Below are 20,829 nucleotides of genomic sequence, written 5' to 3'. Positions count from 1 at the left end.
TCCACGGCTCGCCGACGCGCTGCTCGGTGCGGAAGTCTTCGCACACCAATATGCACCTTGTTGCATAGTATCGAGTTCTGGCTTACCGTCCGAGATGCGACAGTTTCCGCCCCACCGGGCCCTCCGGGCGCGGATGATCGGACTCGGGGCGACAACAGCGGAACAGGAGCGGACCATGACCGAAGCAACCGAGCAGCTGGCGGGCCGGACCATGATCATGTCGGGCGGCAGTCGCGGCATCGGGCTGGAGATCGCCAAGCGAGCGGCGGCCGACGGCGCGAACATCACCCTCATCGCGAAAACCGATGTACCGCATCCCAAATTGCCCGGCACCATCCACACCGCGGCCGCCGAACTGGAACAGGCCGGCGGCACCGTCCTGAAATACCTGGGCGACGTCCGCGACGACGAGGCGGTGGCCGATGCGGTGCGGCAGACCAGGGAACGCTTCGGCGGCATCGACCTGGTGGTGAACAATGCCTCGGCCATCGACCTGTCGCCCACCGAGGCGCTGCCGATGAAGAAGTACGACCTCATGCAGGACATCAACTGCCGCGGCAGCTTCCTGCTGTCCAAGCTCAGCATTCCGGCACTGCGGGAATCCGCGGAGGCCGGGAGCAATCCGCACATCCTGACCCTGTCGCCGCCGCTCAACCTGGATCCGAAGTGGGCGGGAATGGCGCTGGGCTACACCATCGCCAAGTACGGAATGTCGCTCACCACATTGGGTTTGAGCGAGGAGCTGCGCAAGTACGGCATCGGGGTGAACTCGCTGTGGCCGCGGACGACCATCGCCACGGCGGCGGTGAAGAACCTGCTCGGCGGCGAGGAGATGGTCGCCACCTCACGCACGCCGGACATCTACGCCGACGCCGCCTACCTGGTGCTCACCTCGCCCGCCAAGGACACCACCGGCAACTTCTTCATCGACGACGAAGTCCTTGCCGCACATGGCATCACCGATCTCGACAAATACCGGGTAGTGCCCGGCGACGGGCCGCTCACGACCGACCTGTTCCTCTGAGCTCGCTCGGAGCCTGTCCGGGGCTCAGCCGAGCGCGACGGCCTCGCGCTCGGCGAGCGCCTTCAGCGTGGGCAGCCGCTTGCGCGTCATCAGGAAATCGATGAAGACCGGGCGTGGGACGAAGACGCCGCAACCCACCAATCATCGAGATCGTCTGGCGGGCAGGGGAATAGACCGGAAAGCAGGTAGTTGACCGGAAGTATGAGTATTGCCCTTGTCACAGGTGCGAATCAAGGTTTGGGGCGGGCTGTCGCGGAATTGCTGGCGCGGCGGCTCGAGGACGGGTCGACGGTTTATCTCAGCGGGCGCAATGCCGAACGGGTGACGGAGGCGGCCTCGGCGATTCCCGGTGCGGAACCGCTGGTCCTGGATGTGAGTGACGACCAGGATGTGGCGGAGGCGGCGCGGCTGATTCGGGAGCGGCACGGCGGGATCGACCTTGTGGTGTCCAATGCGGCGGCGCGCCGCAGCGCGGATCGCAGCGACGCCGAGACGATCCGGGAATTCGTCGAGACCAACAATCTCGGGACGTCCCGGATGATCCGGGAGTTCGGGCCGCTGGTCCGCACCGGCGGCCGATTCCTCATCGTGGCCAGCGCCTTCGGCAGCCTGCGCTATCTGGATCCGGCCCTGTGGCATCTGTTCGACACCGAGACACGCGATCTCGCGGATATCGACCGGGTCATGCTGGAGTATGCCGACCTGGTCGAGGCGGGCAAGGATCACGAGGCCGGGTGGCCGGCGTCGATCAATACCGTGTCGAAGATCGGGCAGGTCGCCTCGGCCCGGATCTTCGCCCGCACGGATGCCGCCGCGCGCGGCATCTACATCGGGGCGGTCTGTCCCGGGCTGGTCGACACCGAGGCATCGCGGCCGTGGTTCACCGACATGTCACAGGCGCAGACGCCCGAAGCCGCTGCGGTGGATGTGGTTTCGCTGGCTGTCGACCCGATCGACCCTGCCGTCGTCGGGCAGTTGGTGCAGCATCGTGTGGTGATCGGATGGACGACGGGCATGGATGGCGACCCGCAGCAGCCAGACCGTCGCTGAGACCGACCATGGCCCGGGACAAAGGGTCCCGGGCCATGGTCAGGGGAATATCTTGCTGTCTAGTCGATTCCGTAGAGGCGTTCCCAGTTCGCGCGACTGGTGAGCTCCGGCATGGCGGCTCGCCACCGACGCTGGAGGTCCGGGAGTTCCTTGCGCAGCTGACGAAGCACCCGGTAGGCGCGCAGCAGTAGGCGGCGGGCGGTTTCCTTGTCGCGCACGCGGACTCGGACGCCGGACTGCGAGGCGTCGGTGACGACCACATGGTCGAACAGGCCGACGTGCCACCAGTGGGCGTCCTCGCGGGTGACCGCGACCGGGCCGGGAATGACGCGGCCGGTCCACTGGATGAGGGCGCGCTTGTAGAGGACCAGCAGCGGGTGGCTGGGCTCGCCGCCGGCCCGGCGAACGTGCAGGTGCGCGTTGGGGACCGGGGAGGTGGCGGCCGGATGCTTGATGGTCTCCGGATAGTCCGAGCGCGAGCCGCGGGCCTTGGCCAGCGCCTCGATGCCGCCGTCGCGCAGGATCTCCGGACCCTTCAGGTAGTCCTCGATGCCCTGCAGGGTGGTGTGCGCCAGGCCGTACTGCATGCCGACCAGGTATTCACCGATCTCCCGGAGCAGCTGGCGGGTAATGGCCTTCCCGTCCAGATCGTGGTGCAGAGAGGACACGATGAGCGAGTTGCGCGAGGAGAAGTAGCGCGCCCAGTCGTCGAAGTCCTTCCAGTAGAAGTCGGCGTGCCACACCGCGGCGTTCGGCAGGGTGACGGTGACGAAACCGTTCTCCCGCGCGCGCAGGCCGTATTCCACGTCGTCCCACTGGAAGAAGATCGGCACCGGCAGCCCGATCTTCTTCACCACCTCGGCCGGGATGAGGCAGGTCCACCAGGCCTGGTAGCCGGCGTCCACGCGGCGCTCCTGGTGCTTCTTGAGCATGGAGGTGTTGCGCAGCGCCTTGGCCACCTTCTGGCCGTGGCGCAGCTTGCCCAGATTCGTCTCCTCCGCACCGACATTCAGGTAGTCGGGGTTGAACAGGAACAGCATCTGTGCGCCCACCAGGGTGGGCTCCACGGTCATGTTGGCGAAGGCGTTGAGCCGCAGCACCGTTTCCGGCTCGCACAGGATGTCGTCGTCCATGAGGATGACGTCGGCGTGCTCGTTGGCGGCCGACACCTCGTAGAGGCCGCGCGTGAAACCGCCCGCGCCACCGAGATTCGGCTGCCGGATGTAGCGCAGCTTGTCGCCGAACTTGGGCCGGGTCCGCGTGAACAGCGCCTGGTCCTGCACCAGATCTGTGCCCTGGTCGACCACGTACACGGCATCGATGAGCGACAGCACGGTCGCGTCGGAGGCCAGGGCCGCAACGGTATCGGCGCAGTCCTGGGCGCGGTTGAAGGTGCAGATGGCGATGGCCACCGGGCGCACCTGCTCGGGTGCGGCCGCGGTCCACTCCAGGTCGGTGATCACGGCCTCGCCGCCGAGGGCCTCGATCTCCAGCCACAGCGCGCCGCCGTCGACGTACATGTCCAGCGGTGCGCGCAGCGCCACCCGGCCGGTCTCCTTGACCACGGCGGTGTCGACCACCCGGCGGTGACCCGCGATATCGGACGCGGCCAGCCGCACCCGCACCTTGCCCGTCACCTCGAGTGTCATGCCGACCTCGACCTCGGTGACCCGGGTCCACCGCTGCCAGTAGGCCGCGGCGAAGCGCCCGAAGTAGGTATTGGTGCTGACCGACGCGCCCTTCTCCAGGCGCAAAGTCCGCCGTTCCCGGGTGACCTTGCCCTTCGCGACCGCATACAGGTCATCGCTGATCTTCGGCGCGGGTCCGCAGAAGATGCCGCGGGCCAGCACCAGCCGATCCGGCGCGGCGTGTTCCGCGCGCAGGGTCGCGGGAGCCTCCTCGGCGATATTCGGGTTTTCGGTTTCGGTCACGGCCTGCCCAGCCGACGCATCCATGAATCCCTCGACATTCTTTGAACACTTAGACACCGGCTCATCCGATGTGGACGTCACGGCCACCATCACGCTCGGCGGGGCCGAGAATAACAGTGCCCATTCGCCTCCGCCGCGCTCCGGGCACGGCGCAGGTCGACCGAGCCGGTCGCGGCGCTCGTGTCCCGGGTCTTGCCTCCCTTGCTCCGCCGAGGCGCAGGTCTATGAAGTCGTTCGATCCCGTTTTTGCTGGAAGCGGCGCGGAGGCGGAACGCAGTCCGGACCGGGGTGGACGCGAACCCGTGGGCGGTCAAGCCTTATTCGTTTCTGGCCCCGCATTGGCGAAGACGAATTTCCCGTACGCCCAGAATCGGAACCCCATGGCCACCGCCTGACCGATGAGCGTTCCGGAAACGTTGTCCGCCAAAGGACTGTCCAGTCCGAGGACATAGCGAGAGAAGCCGAGACAGCCCAATTGCAGCCCGATGGCCATCACATTCAGCACCGCGTAGATCAGGATGTGCCGGGCCCCGGTATCGCCGTCGTGGTCGGAGTAGGTCCACCATTTGTTGCCGAAATAGGTGACCACCGTGGCCAGCCCGATGGAGATGATCTTGGCGATCAGCGGGGCGCGGAACAGCGGGCCCTCGCCGCCGACGAAGACCAGCAGATTGTAGGTGCCCGCGTCGACGACGAATCCGATCGCACCGACCACCAGGAACGCCCCGCCCCGCTGCAGCAGGGCCCGGACCTTGCCGGTCAGGGAAGAATTCGGGGCGGCTTCACCCACCGCCGTGGACTCGTTCGCAGACACCGGCCGACGGTACCGCAACCCGCAGCACTCATATACCTGTGAACGTCGGGTACCCTCCCGGTGTTCATATTCGCCTCCGATCAGAGGATTGACCGGGTGGACTCCACCGAGCTTCGTATTGCCGCCATTGTGCCGTGCCACAACGAAGAGGCCGCCGTCGCGAAGGTCGTCACCGACCTCCAGGCCGCCGTCCCCGGCATAGTCGTCTACGTCTACGACAACCTGAGCACCGATGCCACCGCCGAGAAGGCGCGCGCGGCCGGCGCGATCGTGCGCACCGAGAACCGCAAGGGCAAGGGCAACGTGGTGCGCCGCGCCTTCGCCGACATCGAGGCCGACGTCTACCTGATGGTCGACGGCGACGACACCTACGACGCCTCCGCGGCCCCCGAGATGATCCGCACCCTGGTCGAGGGCCCGTATGACCACGTGCTCGGCGTGCGCCGTGAGGTCGAGGCGGGTTCGGCGTACCGGGCTGGTCACGAGACCGGCAACCGGGTGCTCAATAGCGTGGTGGGCAAGGTCTTCGGCGAGAACGTCGAGGACATGCTCAGCGGCTACCGGGTCTTCTCCCGCCGCTTCGTGAAGTCGTTCCCGGCGGTGTCGCGGGAGTTCGAGATCGAGACCGAGCTCACCGTGCACTCGCAGCACCTGCGGGTCCCGCAGACGGCGGTGCCGGTCGGTTTCCGCGATCGGCCCGCGGGCAGCGAGTCCAAGCTGCGCACCTACCACGACGGTTTCAAGATCCTGCGCCTGATCATCGGGCTGGCCCGGCATGAGCGGCCGGTCGCCTTCTACGGCCTGTTCGGCACGCTGGCCTGGATCCTGTCGGTCATCCTGATCACGCCGATAGTGATCGAGTTCTATCAGATTCACCAGGTCCCGCGGTTCCCCACGCTCTTCCTCGGCTTCACCCTGCTGCTGCTCGGCAGCCTGGCGTGGACCGCCGGCCTGATCCTGGACGGCATCCGCCGCTCTCGGCATGAGGCGGCCCGTCTCATGTACCTGCGCTACTCGGCGGTCGGTGAGACCGAGTCCGGCGGAGCGCCGGGCGGTTCGCCGCGATGACGGTGCGGCTTGCCGGGCAGAATCCCAACGGCACAGCAGAATCGGACACCGTGGTTACCGAAGCGAACGACAGCAGGACCCTCGCGTCACCGGACCGGCTTCCGGCGGCCCCGGAGCCGAAGACGGCCGGGACGCGGCGCGCGGTGATCCGCATCGAACGGCGATTCGGTTCGGCCGCTGTGCTTTTCGTGCTGATCGCGGGCATCTTCGGCGCGGTCTGGTCGGTGCTGACGCCCCCGTTCTGGGGCCACGACGAGATCACCCAGTTCGGCCGGGCCTACCAGGTGGCGCACGGCGGCTTCCTGCCCGAGAAGATTCGCGACGACCGCGGTCCGGCGTGGGGCGGCGATATCCCGGTCAGCATCGACGCGCTGATGAGCTACGCCTTCGCCGACTATCAAGACAATCCGGATGAGCCGGACCCGATGGTCGAGGATCCGCACGCCTACGACAAACTCGGCGCCGCGGCGGTCACCGATCAGACCAAGCAGATGTGGTTCACCAATACCGCGGCCTACTCCCCCATTCCATATCTGCCGCCCGCCGCGGGCATCCGCATCGCCGAGACCTTCGATCTCAGCGTCGGCGGCATGGTGCTGGCCACCCGGTGGGCCGGGCTGATCGCGTACCTGGTGATCGTCGGTTTCGCGCTGCGCGTGCTGCGCGGGCACCGGGTGCAATGGTTGGCCTTCACCGTCGCCGTGCTGCCCATCGCGCTGTTCCAGGCCGGGACCGTCACCGCGGACACCGTCACCAACGCGCTCGCGCTGCTGGTGTCGGCGCTGGTGGTGAAGGGCCTGTTCCTCGGCGAGCGGCTGACCAAGCCCGAGACCGTGGCCGCGCTGGCCGCCACCGTACTGCTGCCGGTCTGCAAGCCGACCTATGTGCTGATCGCCATGCTGACCGTGCTGATTCCGGCGCGCCGCTTCGCTTTCGGCGATCCGGAGCGGATTGCGGTGTGGCAGCGCGCCCTGCCCTGGGCGGCCGCCGCCATCGGCGCGGTGTCGTTCGCGGTGTGGATGAAGACCGCCGCGCCGACCGGTGACGGCATGAGCCTGATGCGGCCGGAGAAGGATTGGGGCACCGTGCGTCCGGGCGACCAGTTGCACGGCATCCTCAGTGATCCCATCCACTTCGTGCGCGTGTTCGGCGACAGCATCGCCCGCCGCGACCAGCACTGGTTCGTCCAGTTCTTCGGCGAGCTCGGCTTCTCCTATGTGGAGGTGCCCGCGCTGACCGTCCTGGCGAGCCTGCTCGCCTTCACCGTGAGCGTCGGTGTGGCCGAGCGCTTCTCACCCCGGGCCGCGAACCGCAACCGCACGTGGCTGGTGCTGCTGACCGTGGCCGCCAGCGTGGCCATGATCTACGTGACGTTGTACATGTCCTTCACGCCGGTCGGCTATTTCATCATCGACGGCGTGCAGGGCCGCTACTTCGTGCCGCTGGCGGTACTGGGGCTCGCGGTGCTGTTGCGCTGGATGCCCTTGCGGCTCACCGACGCCGCGGGCCGCGTCCCGGCCCGCACCGCGGCGGTCACCGTGGTGGCGGCCACCTCGGTCTCGCTCATCGCGGCGGTGGTCAAGTACACCACCATCGTCTGGGGCTGATCGCGTTCGGCCGGGTATCGAATCCGCCGCTAGCATGCGCTGGTGGGGATGAGGAGCCGGGTTCCGCGGGCAGGGAGGCTGATCGAGCGGACGGCGGCCGCGGCTCGGTCGTGGTGGCGGAGCCGGTCTCGCCTCCGGCGAATTGCCCTGGTGTTGCTGGCCATTGCCGGCATCCTCGTGACGCCGGTCTTCGCGGCCACAGTGTTCCTGTGGCTCGAAGATGCCGGAACGCCGCCGCCCGATGCCCGGACCCGCGGCCATGACGCGCTCTGGCTCGGTCACGCCTGGGTCGACGGCCGCAAATCCGACGCGGACATCGCACAGCTGGGAACCCTGTTGTCCGGAACTGGGATCAAAGATCTGTACGTCCATACCGGGCCGCTCGGCAATGACGGCGCCCTGTCCCCGGATCTCTATCCACAGGCCGGCTGGTTCGTCGAGGCCGTGCATCGGATGCTGCCCGGAATTCGCGTACAGGCCTGGCTCGGCGATGTGCTCGCCCCCGAATTCGACGGCCTGAATACCGACGATCCGGCGACCCGCGATCATGTCGTCTCCACATCGGCCCAGGTGCTCGATCTCGGATTCGACGGGATTCACTTCGATTTCGAGCCGGTGCGCTCCGGGTCGAGCGGCTATATCGCCATCCTCGATCGCGTGCGCGCCGTCGCTGCCGATCGCCGCGGGCTTGTATCGGTCTCCGCTCCGGTCATCGATCCGCTACCCGGAACGCATTCCGTCGGCCTGGTCCTGTTCGACCATGGGAAATGGTGGCCCCAGGCCTATTTCGCGGAGGTCGCCCGGCGCGTGGACCAAATCGCCGACATGTCCTACGACACCGCTGTGCCGAGCCGCATGCTGTACGCCGGATATGTCGCTCAACAAACCGGTCTGGCGTTGCAGGTCACGCCGCCCGGCACGGATCTGCTCATCGGACTGCCCGCATTCTGGGCCGATGATCTCGGCCATCACGGCGGGGCCGAAACCGTTGCCGCCGCGATCCGCGGCGTGCGACCGGGTTTGGGCCGCACGGCACGCGACCGCCGCGCATTCGGGGTCGCACTCTATGTGGATTTCGCTGCCACCGAACAGGATTGGGCGGATTATCGGCGGGACTGGTCCTAGCCCGCCTTTCGGCCCGCGTCTAGAGCACCTTTTCGCCTGCGGCGAGGTAGGCGGATTCGGTCGCGGCTTTCTGTGGCCGCCACCAGGATTCGTTGTCGCGATACCAGTCGATGGTGGCTTCCAGGCCCTTGCGGAAGTCGCGATACTCCGGCTCCCAGCCGAGTTCGGTGCGCAGCAGGGAGGCGTCGATGGCGTAGCGCAGATCGTGGCCGGGACGGTCGGTGACGTGGTCGAAGTCGTCGGGCGCGCGGCCGAACGCCTCCAGGATCAGCTCCACCACGGACTTGTTGTCGCGCTCACCGTCCGCGCCGATCAGATAGGTCTGCCCGATCCGCCCGCGTTCCAGGATTTCCCAGACCGCGCTGTTGTGGTCGTCCACGTGGATCCAGTCGCGCACCTGATGACCCGCGCCGTAGAGGCGGGGGCGGATGCCGTCGATGAGATTGGTGATCTGGCGCGGGATGAACTTCTCCACGTGCTGGTAGGGCCCATAGTTGTTGGAGCAGTTGGAGATTGTCGCCGCCACCCCGAACGAACGCACCCATGCGCGCACCAGCATGTCACTCGAGGCCTTGCTGGCCGAATAGGGACTCGACGGGTTGTAGGGGGTGTTCTCGCCGAATGCGGAGGGGTCGTCGAGTTCCAGGTCGCCGTACACCTCGTCGGTGGAGATGTGGTGGTAGCGCACCTGATGGCGACGCACCGCCTGGAGCAGCGAGTAGGTGCCGACAATATTGGTCTGGACAAACGGCCACGGGTCGGCGAGCGAATTGTCGTTGTGTGATTCGGCGGCGAAATGCACCACCGCGTCCACCGCTCCGACAACGTGCTCTACCAGCGCGGTGTCGGCGATGTCGCCGTGCACGAACTCGATTCGGTCCGCAACCGGGTCGAGTGAGGCGCGGTTGCCCGCATACGTGAGTTTGTCCAGCACGGTGACATGCACTCCCGGACGCTGGGTCACGGTCTGGTGCACGAAGTTCGCGCCGATGAAGCCGGCACCGCCGGTTACGAGCAGTCGCACAGGGAAACACTACGTCGGCCGGAGTGGGCGGCGACGATGGGTCCGGGAAGTTGCCCTCTCTACACCCTCGAGGCCGCCGCTGTGGGCGGATTCGGACATCCGGCTGAAACAAATGCACTTAATTGAAACCCGGGCGCTCGGTCGAAATGTCGCAATTCCAGGCTCTCGCCGTGACATTCGCATAAGCACCGTCACGACTTTCCGTCAACATGTGTGACCTTCATCACATAGAGAAGGTTAGGTAACAGTCCGGCGGATCGTATATCTACGTCAAAACCTGTTCCTTGCAGCGGATTTCCGATACCTTGCCAACCGCACGATCGACATGGTGAACAGAAATTGAACGAACGGTCACAGGGGGTTCACCGCTCGTTAGCTGTCCTCCATTTCGATTCGTCATGTCCCCCCGAGCTCTTCGATGAGGTTTCAACAAATGCTGATGAGGAAATTCGCCGCCACCGCGGCACTGGCCGTCGCTGCCCTGGGCGTTACCGCCGGGACCGTGAACGCCGCCCCGGCCGCCGACGACAACGGCGCCATCAACTACGCGGTCACCACCACCGACACCAGCAGCATCCTGCGCACCGACGCCGGTTCGCTGGTCAACGACAACGGCAACCTGGAGATCAAGGCCTCCAACGGCACCGTCGTGGCGAAGATGCCGCTGAGCTTCCGCGTCGACGACTTCGAGTTCCCGATCGCCGCGGAGATCTCCGACCGCACCGCGACCCTGACCCCGCAGTACGACATGGACCACGCGGTCTACAAGCCGGTCGCCCTGCCCTACGAGGACCAGGCTCCCTGGAAGTCGGACTACGACCGTGAGCAGGCCGCCTTCAACCGCATGAAGGACACCATCGGCACCGGCGCCACCATCGGCACCCTGGTCGGTGGTATCGGCGGCGCGGCCGTCGGCTGTGTCGCGGGTGTGGCCGCGGGCCTGGTCGCGACCGGCGCGCTGGCCGGTCTGTTCGGCCTCGGCCCGCTCGGCGGCTGCGTCCTCGGCGCCGCCACCGTCGGCTTCCTGGGCACCCTGGCCGGTCAGATCTTGATCACCGCGCCGGTCGCCATCGCCGCCGCGATCCAGTACTTCTCCACCGTCAACGAGCCGCACATCCAGGCTCCGGCCAAGTAACACTCCGGCTGTACGTTGAAACCCCCGCCCGGGCTGCCCGGGCGGGGGTTTCGTTTACCTCTGACGCGGAAAGTCTGTGCGCAGGAACAGATGTGGGGCCCGAGGTCAGCGCCCCGAGCCCCACATCACCGAAACAGGCTGTGCATGATCGAATCACGCGGTGCGCGCGACCTGTTCGACCTCGACGCGGGCCCGAACGAATCGAGCGACACTGGCCAGGGCGGCCCGGCTCTCCGGCATGTTCGGGAAGATCGCCATGAAGGCGTGCACCTGCCCGCGCCAGATCTCGAGCGTGGCGGGCACGCCGGACTGGGCCAGGCGCTGGGCCATGATCTCGCTGTCGCGGCGCAGCACCTCGTCCTCGGCGACGATGAGCAGCGCGGGCGGCAGCCCGGCCAGCACATGGTTGACCGGCGACAACCGGGGATCCAGGCGGCCGTTCACCTCCGCGCCCAGCTTCACCACGGACTCCAAGGCGGACAACGGAATCAGCGCGTCGCGGTGGTAGTTGGGGTGGGCGCGCTTCTCGGTGCAGTCCAGATCCAGTGCGGGGCACAGGCCGACCAGTCCGGCCGGGACGGGCAGTCCGGCGTCGCGGGCGCGCAGCGCGGTCGCGAAGGTCATGTAGCCGCCCGCGGAGTCCCCCGCGAATACCACCTTCGAGGCCGGAACCCCGTGCGCCAGCAGCCATTTGTAGGCGGTCAGGCAATCGCCGACGGAGCCGGCGATATCGGTCTCGGGCAGCTGCCGGTATTCCACGCTCACCACCGGCAGCCCGGTGCGCCGAGCGATGGACGCGGCCACGGGACGGTGGGTGTCCAGCCCGCACAGGAAGAAGCCGCCGCCGTGCATGTAGAGCACCGCGCCGTCGCGCAGTGCTTTGCGCGCCCCGGCTGGTCGCACGATCTCCATGCGAAAACCATTGAGCCGTACCTGTTCCCGTTCCACTCCCCGCGGGGCCGGGCGCAGCTTGGCCAGGCTGTTGATGACGGTGCTGGCCACCGGCATGGATGCGGCGGTGACGGGCACCAGTTCGCCCGCGGGACGGATCACGGTGCGGGACACGACCGCCAGCGCGCGGGCGGCGGCACTGGTCCGGTTCGGGTTCTGGACGGGGATGTCGTCGTGGGCCGTAGCCATCGCGCACCTACCTCATTGTTGGCGCGCCGAGCCGTTCGTCCGGTGGACCGATATTCCGTCTCCGGAGGTGGGCTCGGAACCCGGCGCGCGAGAGTCGGCGCTGACATCTCACATAGCGTCATTTCAGAACACCATGAGAACGTGACCTACGCAACAGTTATCGCCATATCGGGACCTCGGTAAACGGCCGTGATCGATTCGAACCCCATCCGGAACCTGGCCGCCGCGCTTCGCGATCGAACTGGCAGACTGTCGAGACATGCGCGGAATCATCCTGGCCGGAGGCACCGGATCGCGGTTGCACCCGATCACGCGCGGGGTGAGCAAACAGCTGGTCCCGGTATACGACAAACCGATGGTGTACTACCCCCTGTCCACCCTCATGCTGGCGGGGATCCGGGACATCCTGGTCATCACCACGCCCGAGGACGCCGACGCCTTCGCCCGGTTGCTCGGCGACGGCAGCCAGTTCGGCGTCTCCATCTCCTATATCGTGCAGCCGGAACCGGACGGGCTGGCGCGCGCGTTCGTGCTGGGCGCGGACCACATCGGCACCGAGAGCGCCGCACTGGTACTGGGCGACAACATCTTCCACGGCCCGGGACTGGGCACCCAGCTGCAGACCTTCCACAACCTGGACGGCGGTGCGGTCTTCGCCTATCGGGTCTCCGACCCCACCTCCTACGGCGTGGTCGAATTCTCGCAGGGCCGGGCCATCTCCATCGAGGAGAAGCCCGAGGCGCCGCGTTCCAACTACGCCATCCCGGGGCTGTACTTCTACGACAACGACGTGCTCGCCATCGCCCGCGACCTGAAGCCCTCCGACCGCGGCGAATACGAGATCACCGATATCAACCGCACCTACCTGGAGCAGGGTCGGCTGCACGTGCAGGTGCTGCCCCGCGGCACCGCCTGGCTCGACACCGGCACCTTCGACTCGCTGTTGGACGCCGCCAATTACGTGCGCACCATCGAGGAGCGGCAGGGGCTCAAGATCGGCGTGCCGGAGGAGGTGGCCTGGCGGCTCGGCTTCATCGACGACGATCAACTCACCCGGCTGGCCGAACCCCTGGTGCGCTCGGGCTACGGAAAGTACCTGCTGGGCCTGCTGGACCACGGGCGAACCTGGGAGTAGGGCATGCGGATTCGGGAACTGTCGGTGCCGGGCGCGTGGGAGTTCACGCCCCGGCTGCACGGAGACGATCGCGGCGTCTTCTACGAGTCGTTCAAGGCCTCGGAATTCGAGAAGGCGGTGGGGCGGCCCTTCGACCTGCTACAGGTCAATATCTCCACCTCCGCGGCGGGTGTGCTGCGCGGCATCCACTACACCGAGAATCCGCCCGGCCAGGCCAAATACGTGACCTGTGTGCGCGGGGCGTTCCTGGACGTGGTGGTGGACCTGCGCCGCGACTCCCCCACCTTCGGCCGCTGGGACGCCGTCGTCATCGACGATGTGGAGCGCAAGTCGGTGTTCCTGGCCGAGGGCCTGGGTCACGCGCTGCTCTCGCTCGAGGACGACTCCACCGTCAACTACCTGTGCTCACTGGAGTACTCCCCCGAATTCGACCGGGACCTGGACGCTTTCGACCCGGACCTGGCCATCGAGTGGCCCACCGTCGGCCGTACCGGCCAACCGCTCACCTTCGTCCGCTCGGACAAGGACGCGGCGGCCCCGCGCCTGGCGGATGTGAAGCGGTAGCACTGCGCGCCTCCACTCACAAAAGAGTCCGGGGCCCACCGCGAGTGCGGTGGGCCCCGGTGTTTTCGGAGGTGACAACTGATTTCGCGAGGATCCGGGTAACTCATCGGGTACGTCCACATTGGTTCCGCACCCAATCGGCCGCACGCGTGCACGGCCGTCGACGGCTCTCAGCTGTGCGCCGAAGGCTCGGGGAGGCGGGCCTGCCGGGAACGCAACCTGGGCAGGAAGACCGTGAGTGCGACGAGGGCGCCGACGATGGACACGCCGGCGGCGAATTCCAGGCCCGGACGGTAGGTGTCGAGCATGGCCGACGGAGTCGGGTTGTTCGGCACGTTCGAGGTGACGATGGCGGTCGTCACCGCGAGGACGATCGCCGCGCCGACCTGCATGGCGGTCTGCAGCACACCGGCCGCCAGACCCTGCTCGTCATCGTCGATTCCGCTGGTGGCCTGAATGTTGATCGCGGGGAAGCCGACCCAGCCGATGCCGACCAGCAGCACCGCGGGCAGCAGCACGGTCAGATAGGACGGCGCGGTGTCGATGCGCAGGTAGCTGAGATAACCCACGGCCATGACCACCATGGTGACCGCGATGATCGGTCCGGTGCCGAAGCGGTCGACGAGCTTGTCGGAGACAAAGGCCGAGGCGACCACCAGCAGTCCGACCGGCAGCAGTGCCATGGACAGCTTCAACGGCGACCAGCCGAGGGTGTCCTGCAGGTACAGCGTGGTGATGAACTGCCAGCTGAAGTACGAGCCGGCGACCGCGATGATGGCCAGGCTGGCCCGGACCAGGGTGGGCTTGCGCAGGATGCCCAGGCGCACCAGCGGGTAGGGCACCTTGCTCTCGGCGTAGACGAATGCCGCACCCAGCACGGCCACCGCGACGAACGATCCGATGGTGCGGGCCGAGCCCCAGCCCGCCTGCGGCGCGGAGACCACGGTATAGACGAGCAGCAGCATGGTGGCGGTGGACAGCAGCGCGCCGATCAGATCGTGTCCGCCCTCTTCGGCGGGCTTGTCCTTGGGGACGAGGAAATACGCGGAGATCAGCGCGGCCAGTGCCACCGGAACCGGGAGCAGGAAGGTCCAGCGCCAACCGAGGCCGGTCATCAGACCGCCGAAGAGCAGGCCCATGGAGTAGCCGCCCGCACCGAAGACGGTGTAGATGGACAGCGCCTTGTTACGGGCCGGACCCTCGGCGAAGTTGGTGGTGATGATGGACAGGCCGGTGGGCGCGGTGAACGCGGCGGCCAGGCCCTTCACGAAGCGGGTCAGGATCAGCAGGGCCGCGGAGCTGACCAAAGCGCCTGCCAGCGAGGCCAATCCGAAGACGGCCAGCGCGATCAGGAAGACCTTGCGGCGGCCCAGCAGGTCGGCGGTGCGGCCGCCCAGCAGCAGCAGGCCGCCGTAGCCGAGCACGTATCCGCTGACCAGCCACTGCAGGGTCGAGGTCTGAATGTCGAGTTCGGTGCCGATGGAGGGCAGCGCGACGCCGATCATCGACACGTCGAGGCCGTCCAGGAACAGCACGATGCACAGGGTGATGAGCATGCCCCAGAGCCGGGTGGTCCATTGGGTGGAGTCAGCCGCGGCGCTCACTGCGGGGCGGATCTCGGTGGAAGTCACGAGAGGGGACAGTACATGCGCACGCATCAAATGCACAAGCATTTAATGCGGTTGCATGTTTATGGCGGACGGACTAGGATGGCGGCATGCCGAAGCCGACAGCAAGCGCCGAGAGGGGGAGCGCCGTCGCCCGGCCCGTCACCACGCCCGTGGAGGCGTCAGGGCTGGTGGGTGAGTGGCGCGATCTGCTGGCCCGGCACGCGACGACCTCGTGCGCTCTGGAAAAGGAACTGCAAGGCCGCCACCACATCGGGCTCAGCGAATTCGAGACCCTGGACCGCCTCGTCGAATCCGGCAGCGACAGCTGCAAGATGAGCGATCTCGCCAACGACATCTACCTCAGCCAGAGCGCGCTCTCCCGCACCGTGGCGAGACTCGAGCGCGATGGACTGGTGGATCGCACGCTGTGCACCGAGGATCGGCGCGCGATCTTCGTCTGTGTCACGGAAAAAGGGCGCGAACTGCACAAGCAGGCCGCGCCCACGCACCGTGCGGTGCTGGCCGAGAATCTCGGCTAGATCGCTTCGCGAAGCGTCTCGATCACCGGAAGTGCCTCCACCGCAATGGAACTGACGGCCGCGGCGGCCTCGCGGTAGCGCTCCACCTCATGCTCCTTGTCGAGGTACGAGGAGCCGGTGAGCGATTCCACGTACACCACCGGCGGCTCGGTGGGCTCGCCTTCGGCGGTGGGGAATTCGAGCAACACGAAGCGGCCCGCATCCATGCCGTGGTGGTAGCCGCACTCGGCCGGCAGCAGCCGCAGCCGAACATTGGGCAGCTCGGCGAGTTTGCGCAGCCGGTCCAGCTGGCCGCGCGTCACCTCGTCGCCGCCGATCCGATGCCACAGCACCGCCTCGGCGATCACCACATCCAGTTGCAGAGGCGAGTCGGCGCGGGTGAGCAGCGACTGCCGTGCGGTGCGCACCCGGACCCGGCGGTCCAACTGCTCGGCCGAGATGCCCGGGTAGGCTCCGGCCAGCACCGCCCGGTAGTACTGCTCGGTCTGCAAAAGCCCAGGGACCAGCTCGTTCTCATAGCTGGTGAGCCTGCTCGCGGCCTCCTCGAGTCCGATGTAGACCTCGTAGCCCTCGTCGATCACGTCACCGTACTCGGTCCACCAGCCGCGGGCCTTGGTTTCTCGGGCCAGTGTGGTGAGCGGTTCGATGGCGTCCTCGGGCGCGCCGTAGATCCGGCACATGGCCTCGACGTCCAGGCTGCGTAAAGAGGTCTGCCCGGTTTCGATGCGCCAGATCTTGGCCTCGGACCATTCCAATCGCTGCGCGGCCACCCGGGTCGTCATGCGCGCGCGATTGCGCAGGTCGCGCAGGTATCGGCCCAGCTGCCGACGCGGCACGGTCGATCCGGTAATCCCCTGCGGTAAAGCCATCAGTCCCCCTATACCAGTGTTGCGATCGCATTGTTGCACAGGACAACTCAGCGATCCATGGACGCGGGACGCGGCCCGGTGGCCAGGATCGGTCCGCTCTGGAGCCTACTTCCGGGAGGAACGGCGGCGGAAGCGCCAGAACTGGACTGCCTGAACGTCTTTGGACAGCTGGTTGACCGGTTCGGCCACATCCGAGAGGGCCTGGAACAGGTCATCGGCCATATCGGAGATGTGGGAGACCCGGGCCGCCAGCCGGGAAGCGTTGAGCACGAATTCCAGCAGCAGACGCACCGTCGCGGCGATCACCAGGCCCAGCGGGATCGCGAACACCACCGCGAACACGATGCCCAGCCAGGCCGAAATCCGCCACAGCCCTATGGTTCCCACGATCGGAATGGCGAAAGCGGCCGCCAGGCCCAGCAGATACGCCAGCGGCAGCAGGGTGCGGGTGGCGGCGCGGTGGAACTGCAGGTCCAGCAGAGCGCGAGCGGCGTCCACACTCCAAGCTCCGAAAGCGCTTGGACTGGTGAACGGTTCGACCGGCTCCTCGCCTTCCTCGTCCTCGGCGATGCGCCGGGACATGCGGCGGGTGGCGGACTCCTTGAAAGCGGCCCAGCGGCCCTCGGCGATGATCTCGTCGAATTCCTCGAGTTCGGCCGTGTTCGCGCCCGATTGATCGGCCATGCCGACGATCTCCTCTCCCGCAGACCTTTTCGGCTGATCCAGTGTCGCCGGTAACGCGGTGGCAGCGCAGGACGAGACAGTGTGGTGTAGAACACGTCACGCCCGCGGGCCGTTGACGGACCCCGATCCGGCGGCAGTGCCCTTGACGGTATCGCCGCAGGCAGGGCGGCTACGTCGGCGCCGTGTCGCAGCTGAGACACAGTCACCATCGGGTCAAAAACGAACTGGGCACACGAAATTCCGGAACAGGACCAAACCCAAGTGAAAAAGAGGGTGTAACGCCCCGAACCCCCCGTTCCGATACGACGCACAGAGCAGGAACGAGATCTACCGGGGAATGGAGAATCCAGTGCGTACGACGTTTTCGTCAGCCGTTGCGGAATCTGCGCAGGACTACATCCGGCGCGGCTGGACGGTCGCCGAAACCGCCAATGGCGCCTGCCTGGTCACCGACGAGGACATCGCGGGCATCGAGGTCACCGGCGACACAGCCGCCTTCGTGCGCCGCTACCTGCGGGCCAACAACCTGACCGGCCCGGTCATCGAGATCCCGGGCGCCGAGCGCCGCGAGATCCACCTCGTCACCGGCCTGCGCAAGGCCGCGCGCGCCATCGAGGCGCTGCGCGAAGCCGGCGTGGTCGTCTACTCCGACGGAGCGGGGATCCCGCTGCCGCCGAGCAAGCTTTCCGCCGGTGCGGCCTGCTGGAGCGTCGCCCCGCACGAGGCCCGCTGGGTTCCGCCGGTGGTCGCCATCGGCGCTGCGGTCCGCGCCGCCGCCAAAGGAGCCCCGCAGGCGGCCCGCATCGCCTCCTGAGACCGGTACCGACACCGGCGACAACGACACGAAACCCGCGAGTGCGCCCCGGCGCTCGCGGGTTTCGCCGTATCCCGGGCCGAACGTTGCAAATTAAGAGAAAGCGGACATAATCCGAGGCTCCCGCGCCGGGAGCTGCCAGGGAAGCGGCTCCCGAACCAGCGCTCCGGTTCGCCCGGATACTGTCACGCGCAAGGCATTCGGGGATCGTACGGCGCTCCGAGATGCGACGCGGAAAGCTGTAGGAGTCCGCACTCGTCCATCCCCGCGGCCGCAGGTGTTTCGCCCGATCGGACTCCGGGCGATCATGGGGTATGAACCACGTCACGGACAGCCCCCGGACCCTGCTACGCACCTGCCCGCTCTGCGAGGCGGTGTGCGGCCTCGAGCTCACCCTGGACGCCAGCGATCACGTCGTCTCGGTCCGCGGTGACCACGCCGATCCCTTCAGCCGGGGATTCCTCTGCCCCAAGGGCGCGACCCTCGGGCATCTGGACGCCGATCCGGATCGGCTGACCGCACCCATGATTCGCGATCGCGCCGCCGACACCTGGCGGGAGGCGAGCTGGGACGAGGCCTTCGCGGTGATCCGGGAGCGGCTGGCGCAGGTGACGGCCGAGCACGGGAACCAGGCGGCGGGGCTGTACCTGGGCAACCCCAATGCGCACACGGTCGCCGGGGCGCTGTACGTGCCGCTGCTCATCCGGGCGCTGGGCACACGGAATCTGTTCTCCGCCAGCACCGCCGACCAGATGCCCAAGCAGGTGTCGAGCGGACTCATGTTCGGCGATCCGCTCACCGTGGCGGTGCCGGACCTGGACCGCACCGACTATCTGCTGATGCTGGGCGCGAATCCGCTGGAATCCAATGGGTCCCTGTGCACCGCACCGGATTTCCGGGGTCGGCTCGAGGCGCTGCGGCAGCGGGGCGGGCGGCTGGTGGTCGTGGATCCGCGGCGCACCCGCACCGCCAAGCTGGCCGATGAGCACCTGTTCGTGCGGCCGGGCAGTGACGCCTACCTGCTGTTCGGGATCGTGCACACGCTGTTCGCGGAGGACCTGGCCGAGGTCGGGGTCGAGGTCAACGGACTCGACGACGTGCGCGCCGCCGCGGCGGACTTCCCGCCGGACCTGGTGGCCGCGCGGACCGGGGTGCCCGCCGAGACCATCGTGCGCATCGCGCGCGAACTGGCCGCCGCGCCGACCGCCGCCGTGTATGCCCGGATCGGCACCTGCACGGCCGAATTCGGCACGCTCACGCAGTGGCTGGTGGATGTGGTCAATGTGCTCACCGGCAATCTCGACTCGCCCGGCGGGGCCATGTTCGCGGCGGGGGCGGCGCTGGGCATCGTGCGGTCGCGGCCCTTCCGCACCGGGCGCTGGCACAGCCGGGTGCGCGGGCTGCCCGAGGCCATGGGCGAACTGCCGGTCGCGACGCTGGCCGACGAGATCCTGACGCCGGGCGAGGGGCGGATCCGGGCCATGGTGACGGTGGCGGGCAACCCGGTGCTGTCCGCGCCCAGCGGCGCGCGCCTCGATACCGCCTTCGCCGGGCTGGAATTCATGGTCAGCGTGGACCGCTACCTCAACGAGACCACCCGCCACGCGGACGTCATCCTGCCGCCCCCGCGCATTCTGCAGTCTCCGCACTACGATTTCGCGCTGCTCAACTTCGCGGTCCACAACTACGCCCGCTACTCCCGGCCGCTGGTTCCGCTGGGCGAGAACGAGATGTCCGAGGCGGAGGTGATGGCCCGGCTGGCCCTGGCGGTCTCCGGTCAGGAATCCCCCTCCGCCTCCTCGCGTTTGCCCGGCCTGGACCCGCTCACCGTGGTCGACGAGATCGTCATCGCCGGGACCCTCCACAAGGCCGGCATGGCCGACCGCCGCGCCGAACTGATCGGTCGGAACACCACCGAACAACGCCTGGACATGATGCTGCGCCTGGGTCCCTTCGGCGAGTGGGCGAGCGGGCCGAATACACCTGCCACCCGGCGAAGTTCGTCCGTGGACGGCGACCCGGACGCCGCCGGCCGCACGGCTGCGGACGCAGGCCCGGGCCGCGGGTCCGAAGGGCAGGTGGACGCCGAACCCGCGCCCGCCGGCGCGGATTCCGCCGGAACCTGGGATGGACGGCTGAATCTGCAAGTGCTGCTGGACAATCCACACGGCGTCGACCTGGGTCCGCTGGAGCCCCGGCTGCCCGGCGTGCTCCGGACGGCCTCACGCAAGGTCGAGCTGGCGCCCGCCGAACTGCTGGCCGATCTGGACCGGCTGCGGGCGCGGCTGGCGGCCGAGCAGCCGGAGATGGTGCTGGTCGGGCGGCGGCAGCTGCGGTCCAACAACAGCTGGTTGCACAATGTGCCGCAGCTGGTCGGCGGATCGAATCGGTGCACGCTGCACATTCATCCGGAGGACGCGGCGCGGCTGGGCCTGAACGGGCGGGCGGTGGTGAAGTCGGCGGCGGGCACGCTGACCGTGGAGGTCGAGCCGACCGAGGACATCATGCCGGGCGTGGTGAGCCTGCCGCACGGCTGGGGACACGGCGACAGCGCACAGACCGTCGCGCGCGAACACGCCGGGGTGAACGCCAATGCGCTGACCGATGATTCGCTGGTGGACGCGCCGTCCGGGAACGCCGTGTTCAACGGGGTGCCGGTGACGATCACCCGCGCCTGATATCGGCCGGATCACCCT

General features: G+C 67.6%; 18 protein-coding genes. 11 read left to right on the top strand and 7 right to left on the bottom strand.

Features of this window, described 5'->3' with window-relative positions:
• Positions 1-175: 175 nt before the first annotated feature.
• Positions 176-1,024: an SDR family oxidoreductase gene (locus GLP40_RS04670; protein WP_154786571.1), complete on the top strand. Its 849-nt coding sequence runs from the start codon at positions 176-178 to the stop codon at positions 1,022-1,024.
• 201 nt (positions 1,025-1,225) lie between these two features.
• On the top strand, positions 1,226-2,074 hold the full coding sequence (locus GLP40_RS04665; protein WP_154786570.1) for an SDR family NAD(P)-dependent oxidoreductase: 849 nt from the start codon (positions 1,226-1,228) through the stop codon (positions 2,072-2,074).
• A gap of 59 nt (positions 2,075-2,133) precedes the next feature.
• Here GLP40_RS04665 and GLP40_RS04660 read toward each other — a convergent pair whose 3' ends face one another.
• Both GLP40_RS04660 and GLP40_RS04655 read right to left on the bottom strand, forming a co-directional pair.
• On the bottom strand, positions 2,134-4,029 hold the full coding sequence (locus tag GLP40_RS04660; RefSeq protein ID WP_154786569.1) for a glycosyltransferase: 1,896 nt from the start codon (positions 4,027-4,029) through the stop codon (positions 2,134-2,136).
• A 286-nt stretch (positions 4,030-4,315) separates the two neighbouring features.
• Positions 4,316-4,819 carry a GtrA family protein gene (locus GLP40_RS04655; protein ID WP_328289689.1) on the bottom strand — a complete coding sequence of 168 codons (504 nt, stop codon included), beginning with the start codon at positions 4,817-4,819 and terminating at the stop codon, positions 4,316-4,318.
• A 96-nt stretch (positions 4,820-4,915) separates the two neighbouring features.
• On the opposite strand from GLP40_RS04655, the gene GLP40_RS04650 reads away from it, so the two are divergent.
• The 3 genes from GLP40_RS04650 to GLP40_RS04640 all read left to right on the top strand — a co-directional run bounded on the left by GLP40_RS04650 (position 4,916) and on the right by GLP40_RS04640 (position 8,619).
• Positions 4,916-5,887 (top strand): glycosyltransferase, encoded by a 972-nt coding sequence (locus GLP40_RS04650; RefSeq protein ID WP_328289688.1) that lies wholly within the window; start codon positions 4,916-4,918, stop codon positions 5,885-5,887.
• 50 nt (positions 5,888-5,937) lie between these two features.
• Positions 5,938-7,494: a DUF2142 domain-containing protein gene (locus tag GLP40_RS04645; RefSeq protein ID WP_328289687.1), complete on the top strand. Its 1,557-nt coding sequence runs from the start codon at positions 5,938-5,940 to the stop codon at positions 7,492-7,494.
• A 150-nt stretch (positions 7,495-7,644) separates the two neighbouring features.
• Positions 7,645-8,619, top strand: a complete 975-nt coding sequence (locus tag GLP40_RS04640; RefSeq protein WP_328289686.1) for a glycoside hydrolase family 18 protein — start codon at positions 7,645-7,647, stop codon at positions 8,617-8,619.
• Between the two features lie 19 nt (positions 8,620-8,638).
• Here GLP40_RS04640 and rfbB read toward each other — a convergent pair whose 3' ends face one another.
• Entirely contained in the window at positions 8,639-9,643 is a 1,005-nt protein-coding gene (rfbB, locus tag GLP40_RS04635) for a dTDP-glucose 4,6-dehydratase (protein ID WP_328289685.1), read from the bottom strand.
• Positions 9,644-10,076: 433 nt separating this feature from the next.
• On the opposite strand from rfbB, the gene GLP40_RS04630 reads away from it, so the two are divergent.
• Entirely contained in the window at positions 10,077-10,778 is a 702-nt protein-coding gene (locus GLP40_RS04630) for a hypothetical protein (protein WP_154786567.1), read from the top strand.
• A 153-nt stretch (positions 10,779-10,931) separates the two neighbouring features.
• Here GLP40_RS04630 and GLP40_RS04625 read toward each other — a convergent pair whose 3' ends face one another.
• Entirely contained in the window at positions 10,932-11,918 is a 987-nt protein-coding gene (locus GLP40_RS04625) for an alpha/beta hydrolase (protein ID WP_154786566.1), read from the bottom strand.
• Positions 11,919-12,177: 259 nt separating this feature from the next.
• On the opposite strand from GLP40_RS04625, the gene rfbA reads away from it, so the two are divergent.
• Complete coding sequence (gene rfbA / locus GLP40_RS04620) at positions 12,178-13,053, top strand: glucose-1-phosphate thymidylyltransferase RfbA (protein WP_154786565.1); 876 nt, start codon at positions 12,178-12,180, stop codon at positions 13,051-13,053.
• A 3-nt stretch (positions 13,054-13,056) separates the two neighbouring features.
• On the top strand, positions 13,057-13,617 hold the full coding sequence (locus tag GLP40_RS04615) for a dTDP-4-dehydrorhamnose 3,5-epimerase family protein (RefSeq protein WP_154786564.1): 561 nt from the start codon (positions 13,057-13,059) through the stop codon (positions 13,615-13,617).
• 170 nt (positions 13,618-13,787) lie between these two features.
• On the opposite strand, the gene GLP40_RS04610 is transcribed toward GLP40_RS04615, so the two are convergent.
• Positions 13,788-15,275, bottom strand: coding sequence for an MFS transporter (locus GLP40_RS04610; RefSeq protein ID WP_407671530.1), 1,488 nt, complete (start codon positions 15,273-15,275; stop codon positions 13,788-13,790).
• Between the two features lie 59 nt (positions 15,276-15,334).
• Between GLP40_RS04610 and GLP40_RS04605 the strand changes: the two genes are divergently transcribed.
• Positions 15,335-15,766 carry a MarR family transcriptional regulator gene (locus tag GLP40_RS04605; RefSeq protein WP_154786563.1) on the top strand — a complete coding sequence of 144 codons (432 nt, stop codon included), beginning with the start codon at positions 15,335-15,337 and terminating at the stop codon, positions 15,764-15,766.
• Here the strand turns inward: GLP40_RS04605 and GLP40_RS04600 are convergent.
• Entirely contained in the window at positions 15,763-16,635 is an 873-nt protein-coding gene (locus GLP40_RS04600) for a helix-turn-helix domain-containing protein (RefSeq protein WP_154786562.1), read from the bottom strand. The genes GLP40_RS04605 and GLP40_RS04600 overlap by 4 nt on opposite strands.
• A gap of 105 nt (positions 16,636-16,740) precedes the next feature.
• The gene (locus tag GLP40_RS04595; RefSeq protein ID WP_154786561.1) at positions 16,741-17,319 is read right to left on the bottom strand and encodes a DUF4282 domain-containing protein; all 579 of its coding nucleotides are present in this window, start codon (positions 17,317-17,319) and stop codon (positions 16,741-16,743) included.
• 337 nt (positions 17,320-17,656) lie between these two features.
• On the opposite strand from GLP40_RS04595, the gene GLP40_RS04590 reads away from it, so the two are divergent.
• Positions 17,657-18,133 (top strand): hypothetical protein, encoded by a 477-nt coding sequence (locus tag GLP40_RS04590; protein WP_154786560.1) that lies wholly within the window; start codon positions 17,657-17,659, stop codon positions 18,131-18,133.
• 314 nt (positions 18,134-18,447) lie between these two features.
• Complete coding sequence (locus tag GLP40_RS04585) at positions 18,448-20,811, top strand: molybdopterin-dependent oxidoreductase (RefSeq protein ID WP_230329234.1); 2,364 nt, start codon at positions 18,448-18,450, stop codon at positions 20,809-20,811.
• Positions 20,812-20,829: the final 18 nt, after the last annotated feature.

The sequence above is a fragment of the Nocardia aurantiaca genome (assembly GCF_009708175.1).
In the GTDB taxonomy this organism is placed as follows: domain Bacteria; phylum Actinomycetota; class Actinomycetes; order Mycobacteriales; family Mycobacteriaceae; genus Nocardia; species Nocardia aurantiaca.
Note: the sequence above shows the minus strand (reverse complement) of the source record. Positions and strands in the feature narration are given on the sequence as shown.

What these genes read in the sequence shown, in the direction of transcription:
- GLP40_RS04670 (WP_154786571.1), top strand. Translation starts at nt 176, where the DNA reads ATGACCGAAGCAACCGAGCAGCTGGCGGGCCGGACCATGATCATGTCG.
- GLP40_RS04665 (WP_154786570.1), top strand. Translation starts at nt 1,226, where the DNA reads ATGAGTATTGCCCTTGTCACAGGTGCGAATCAAGGTTTGGGGCGGGCT.
- GLP40_RS04660 (WP_154786569.1), bottom strand. Translation starts at nt 4,029, where the DNA reads ATGGATGCGTCGGCTGGGCAGGCCGTGACCGAAACCGAAAACCCGAAT.
- GLP40_RS04630 (WP_154786567.1), top strand. Translation starts at nt 10,077, where the DNA reads ATGCTGATGAGGAAATTCGCCGCCACCGCGGCACTGGCCGTCGCTGCC.
- GLP40_RS04625 (WP_154786566.1), bottom strand. Translation starts at nt 11,918, where the DNA reads ATGGCTACGGCCCACGACGACATCCCCGTCCAGAACCCGAACCGGACC.
- rfbA (WP_154786565.1), top strand. Translation starts at nt 12,178, where the DNA reads ATGCGCGGAATCATCCTGGCCGGAGGCACCGGATCGCGGTTGCACCCG.
- GLP40_RS04615 (WP_154786564.1), top strand. Translation starts at nt 13,057, where the DNA reads ATGCGGATTCGGGAACTGTCGGTGCCGGGCGCGTGGGAGTTCACGCCC.
- GLP40_RS04610 (WP_407671530.1), bottom strand. Translation starts at nt 15,275, where the DNA reads ATGCGTGCGCATGTACTGTCCCCTCTCGTGACTTCCACCGAGATCCGC.
- GLP40_RS04605 (WP_154786563.1), top strand. Translation starts at nt 15,335, where the DNA reads ATGCCGAAGCCGACAGCAAGCGCCGAGAGGGGGAGCGCCGTCGCCCGG.
- GLP40_RS04600 (WP_154786562.1), bottom strand. Translation starts at nt 16,635, where the DNA reads ATGGCTTTACCGCAGGGGATTACCGGATCGACCGTGCCGCGTCGGCAG.
- GLP40_RS04595 (WP_154786561.1), bottom strand. Translation starts at nt 17,319, where the DNA reads ATGGCCGATCAATCGGGCGCGAACACGGCCGAACTCGAGGAATTCGAC.
- GLP40_RS04590 (WP_154786560.1), top strand. Translation starts at nt 17,657, where the DNA reads ATGGAGAATCCAGTGCGTACGACGTTTTCGTCAGCCGTTGCGGAATCT.
- GLP40_RS04585 (WP_230329234.1), top strand. Translation starts at nt 18,448, where the DNA reads ATGAACCACGTCACGGACAGCCCCCGGACCCTGCTACGCACCTGCCCG.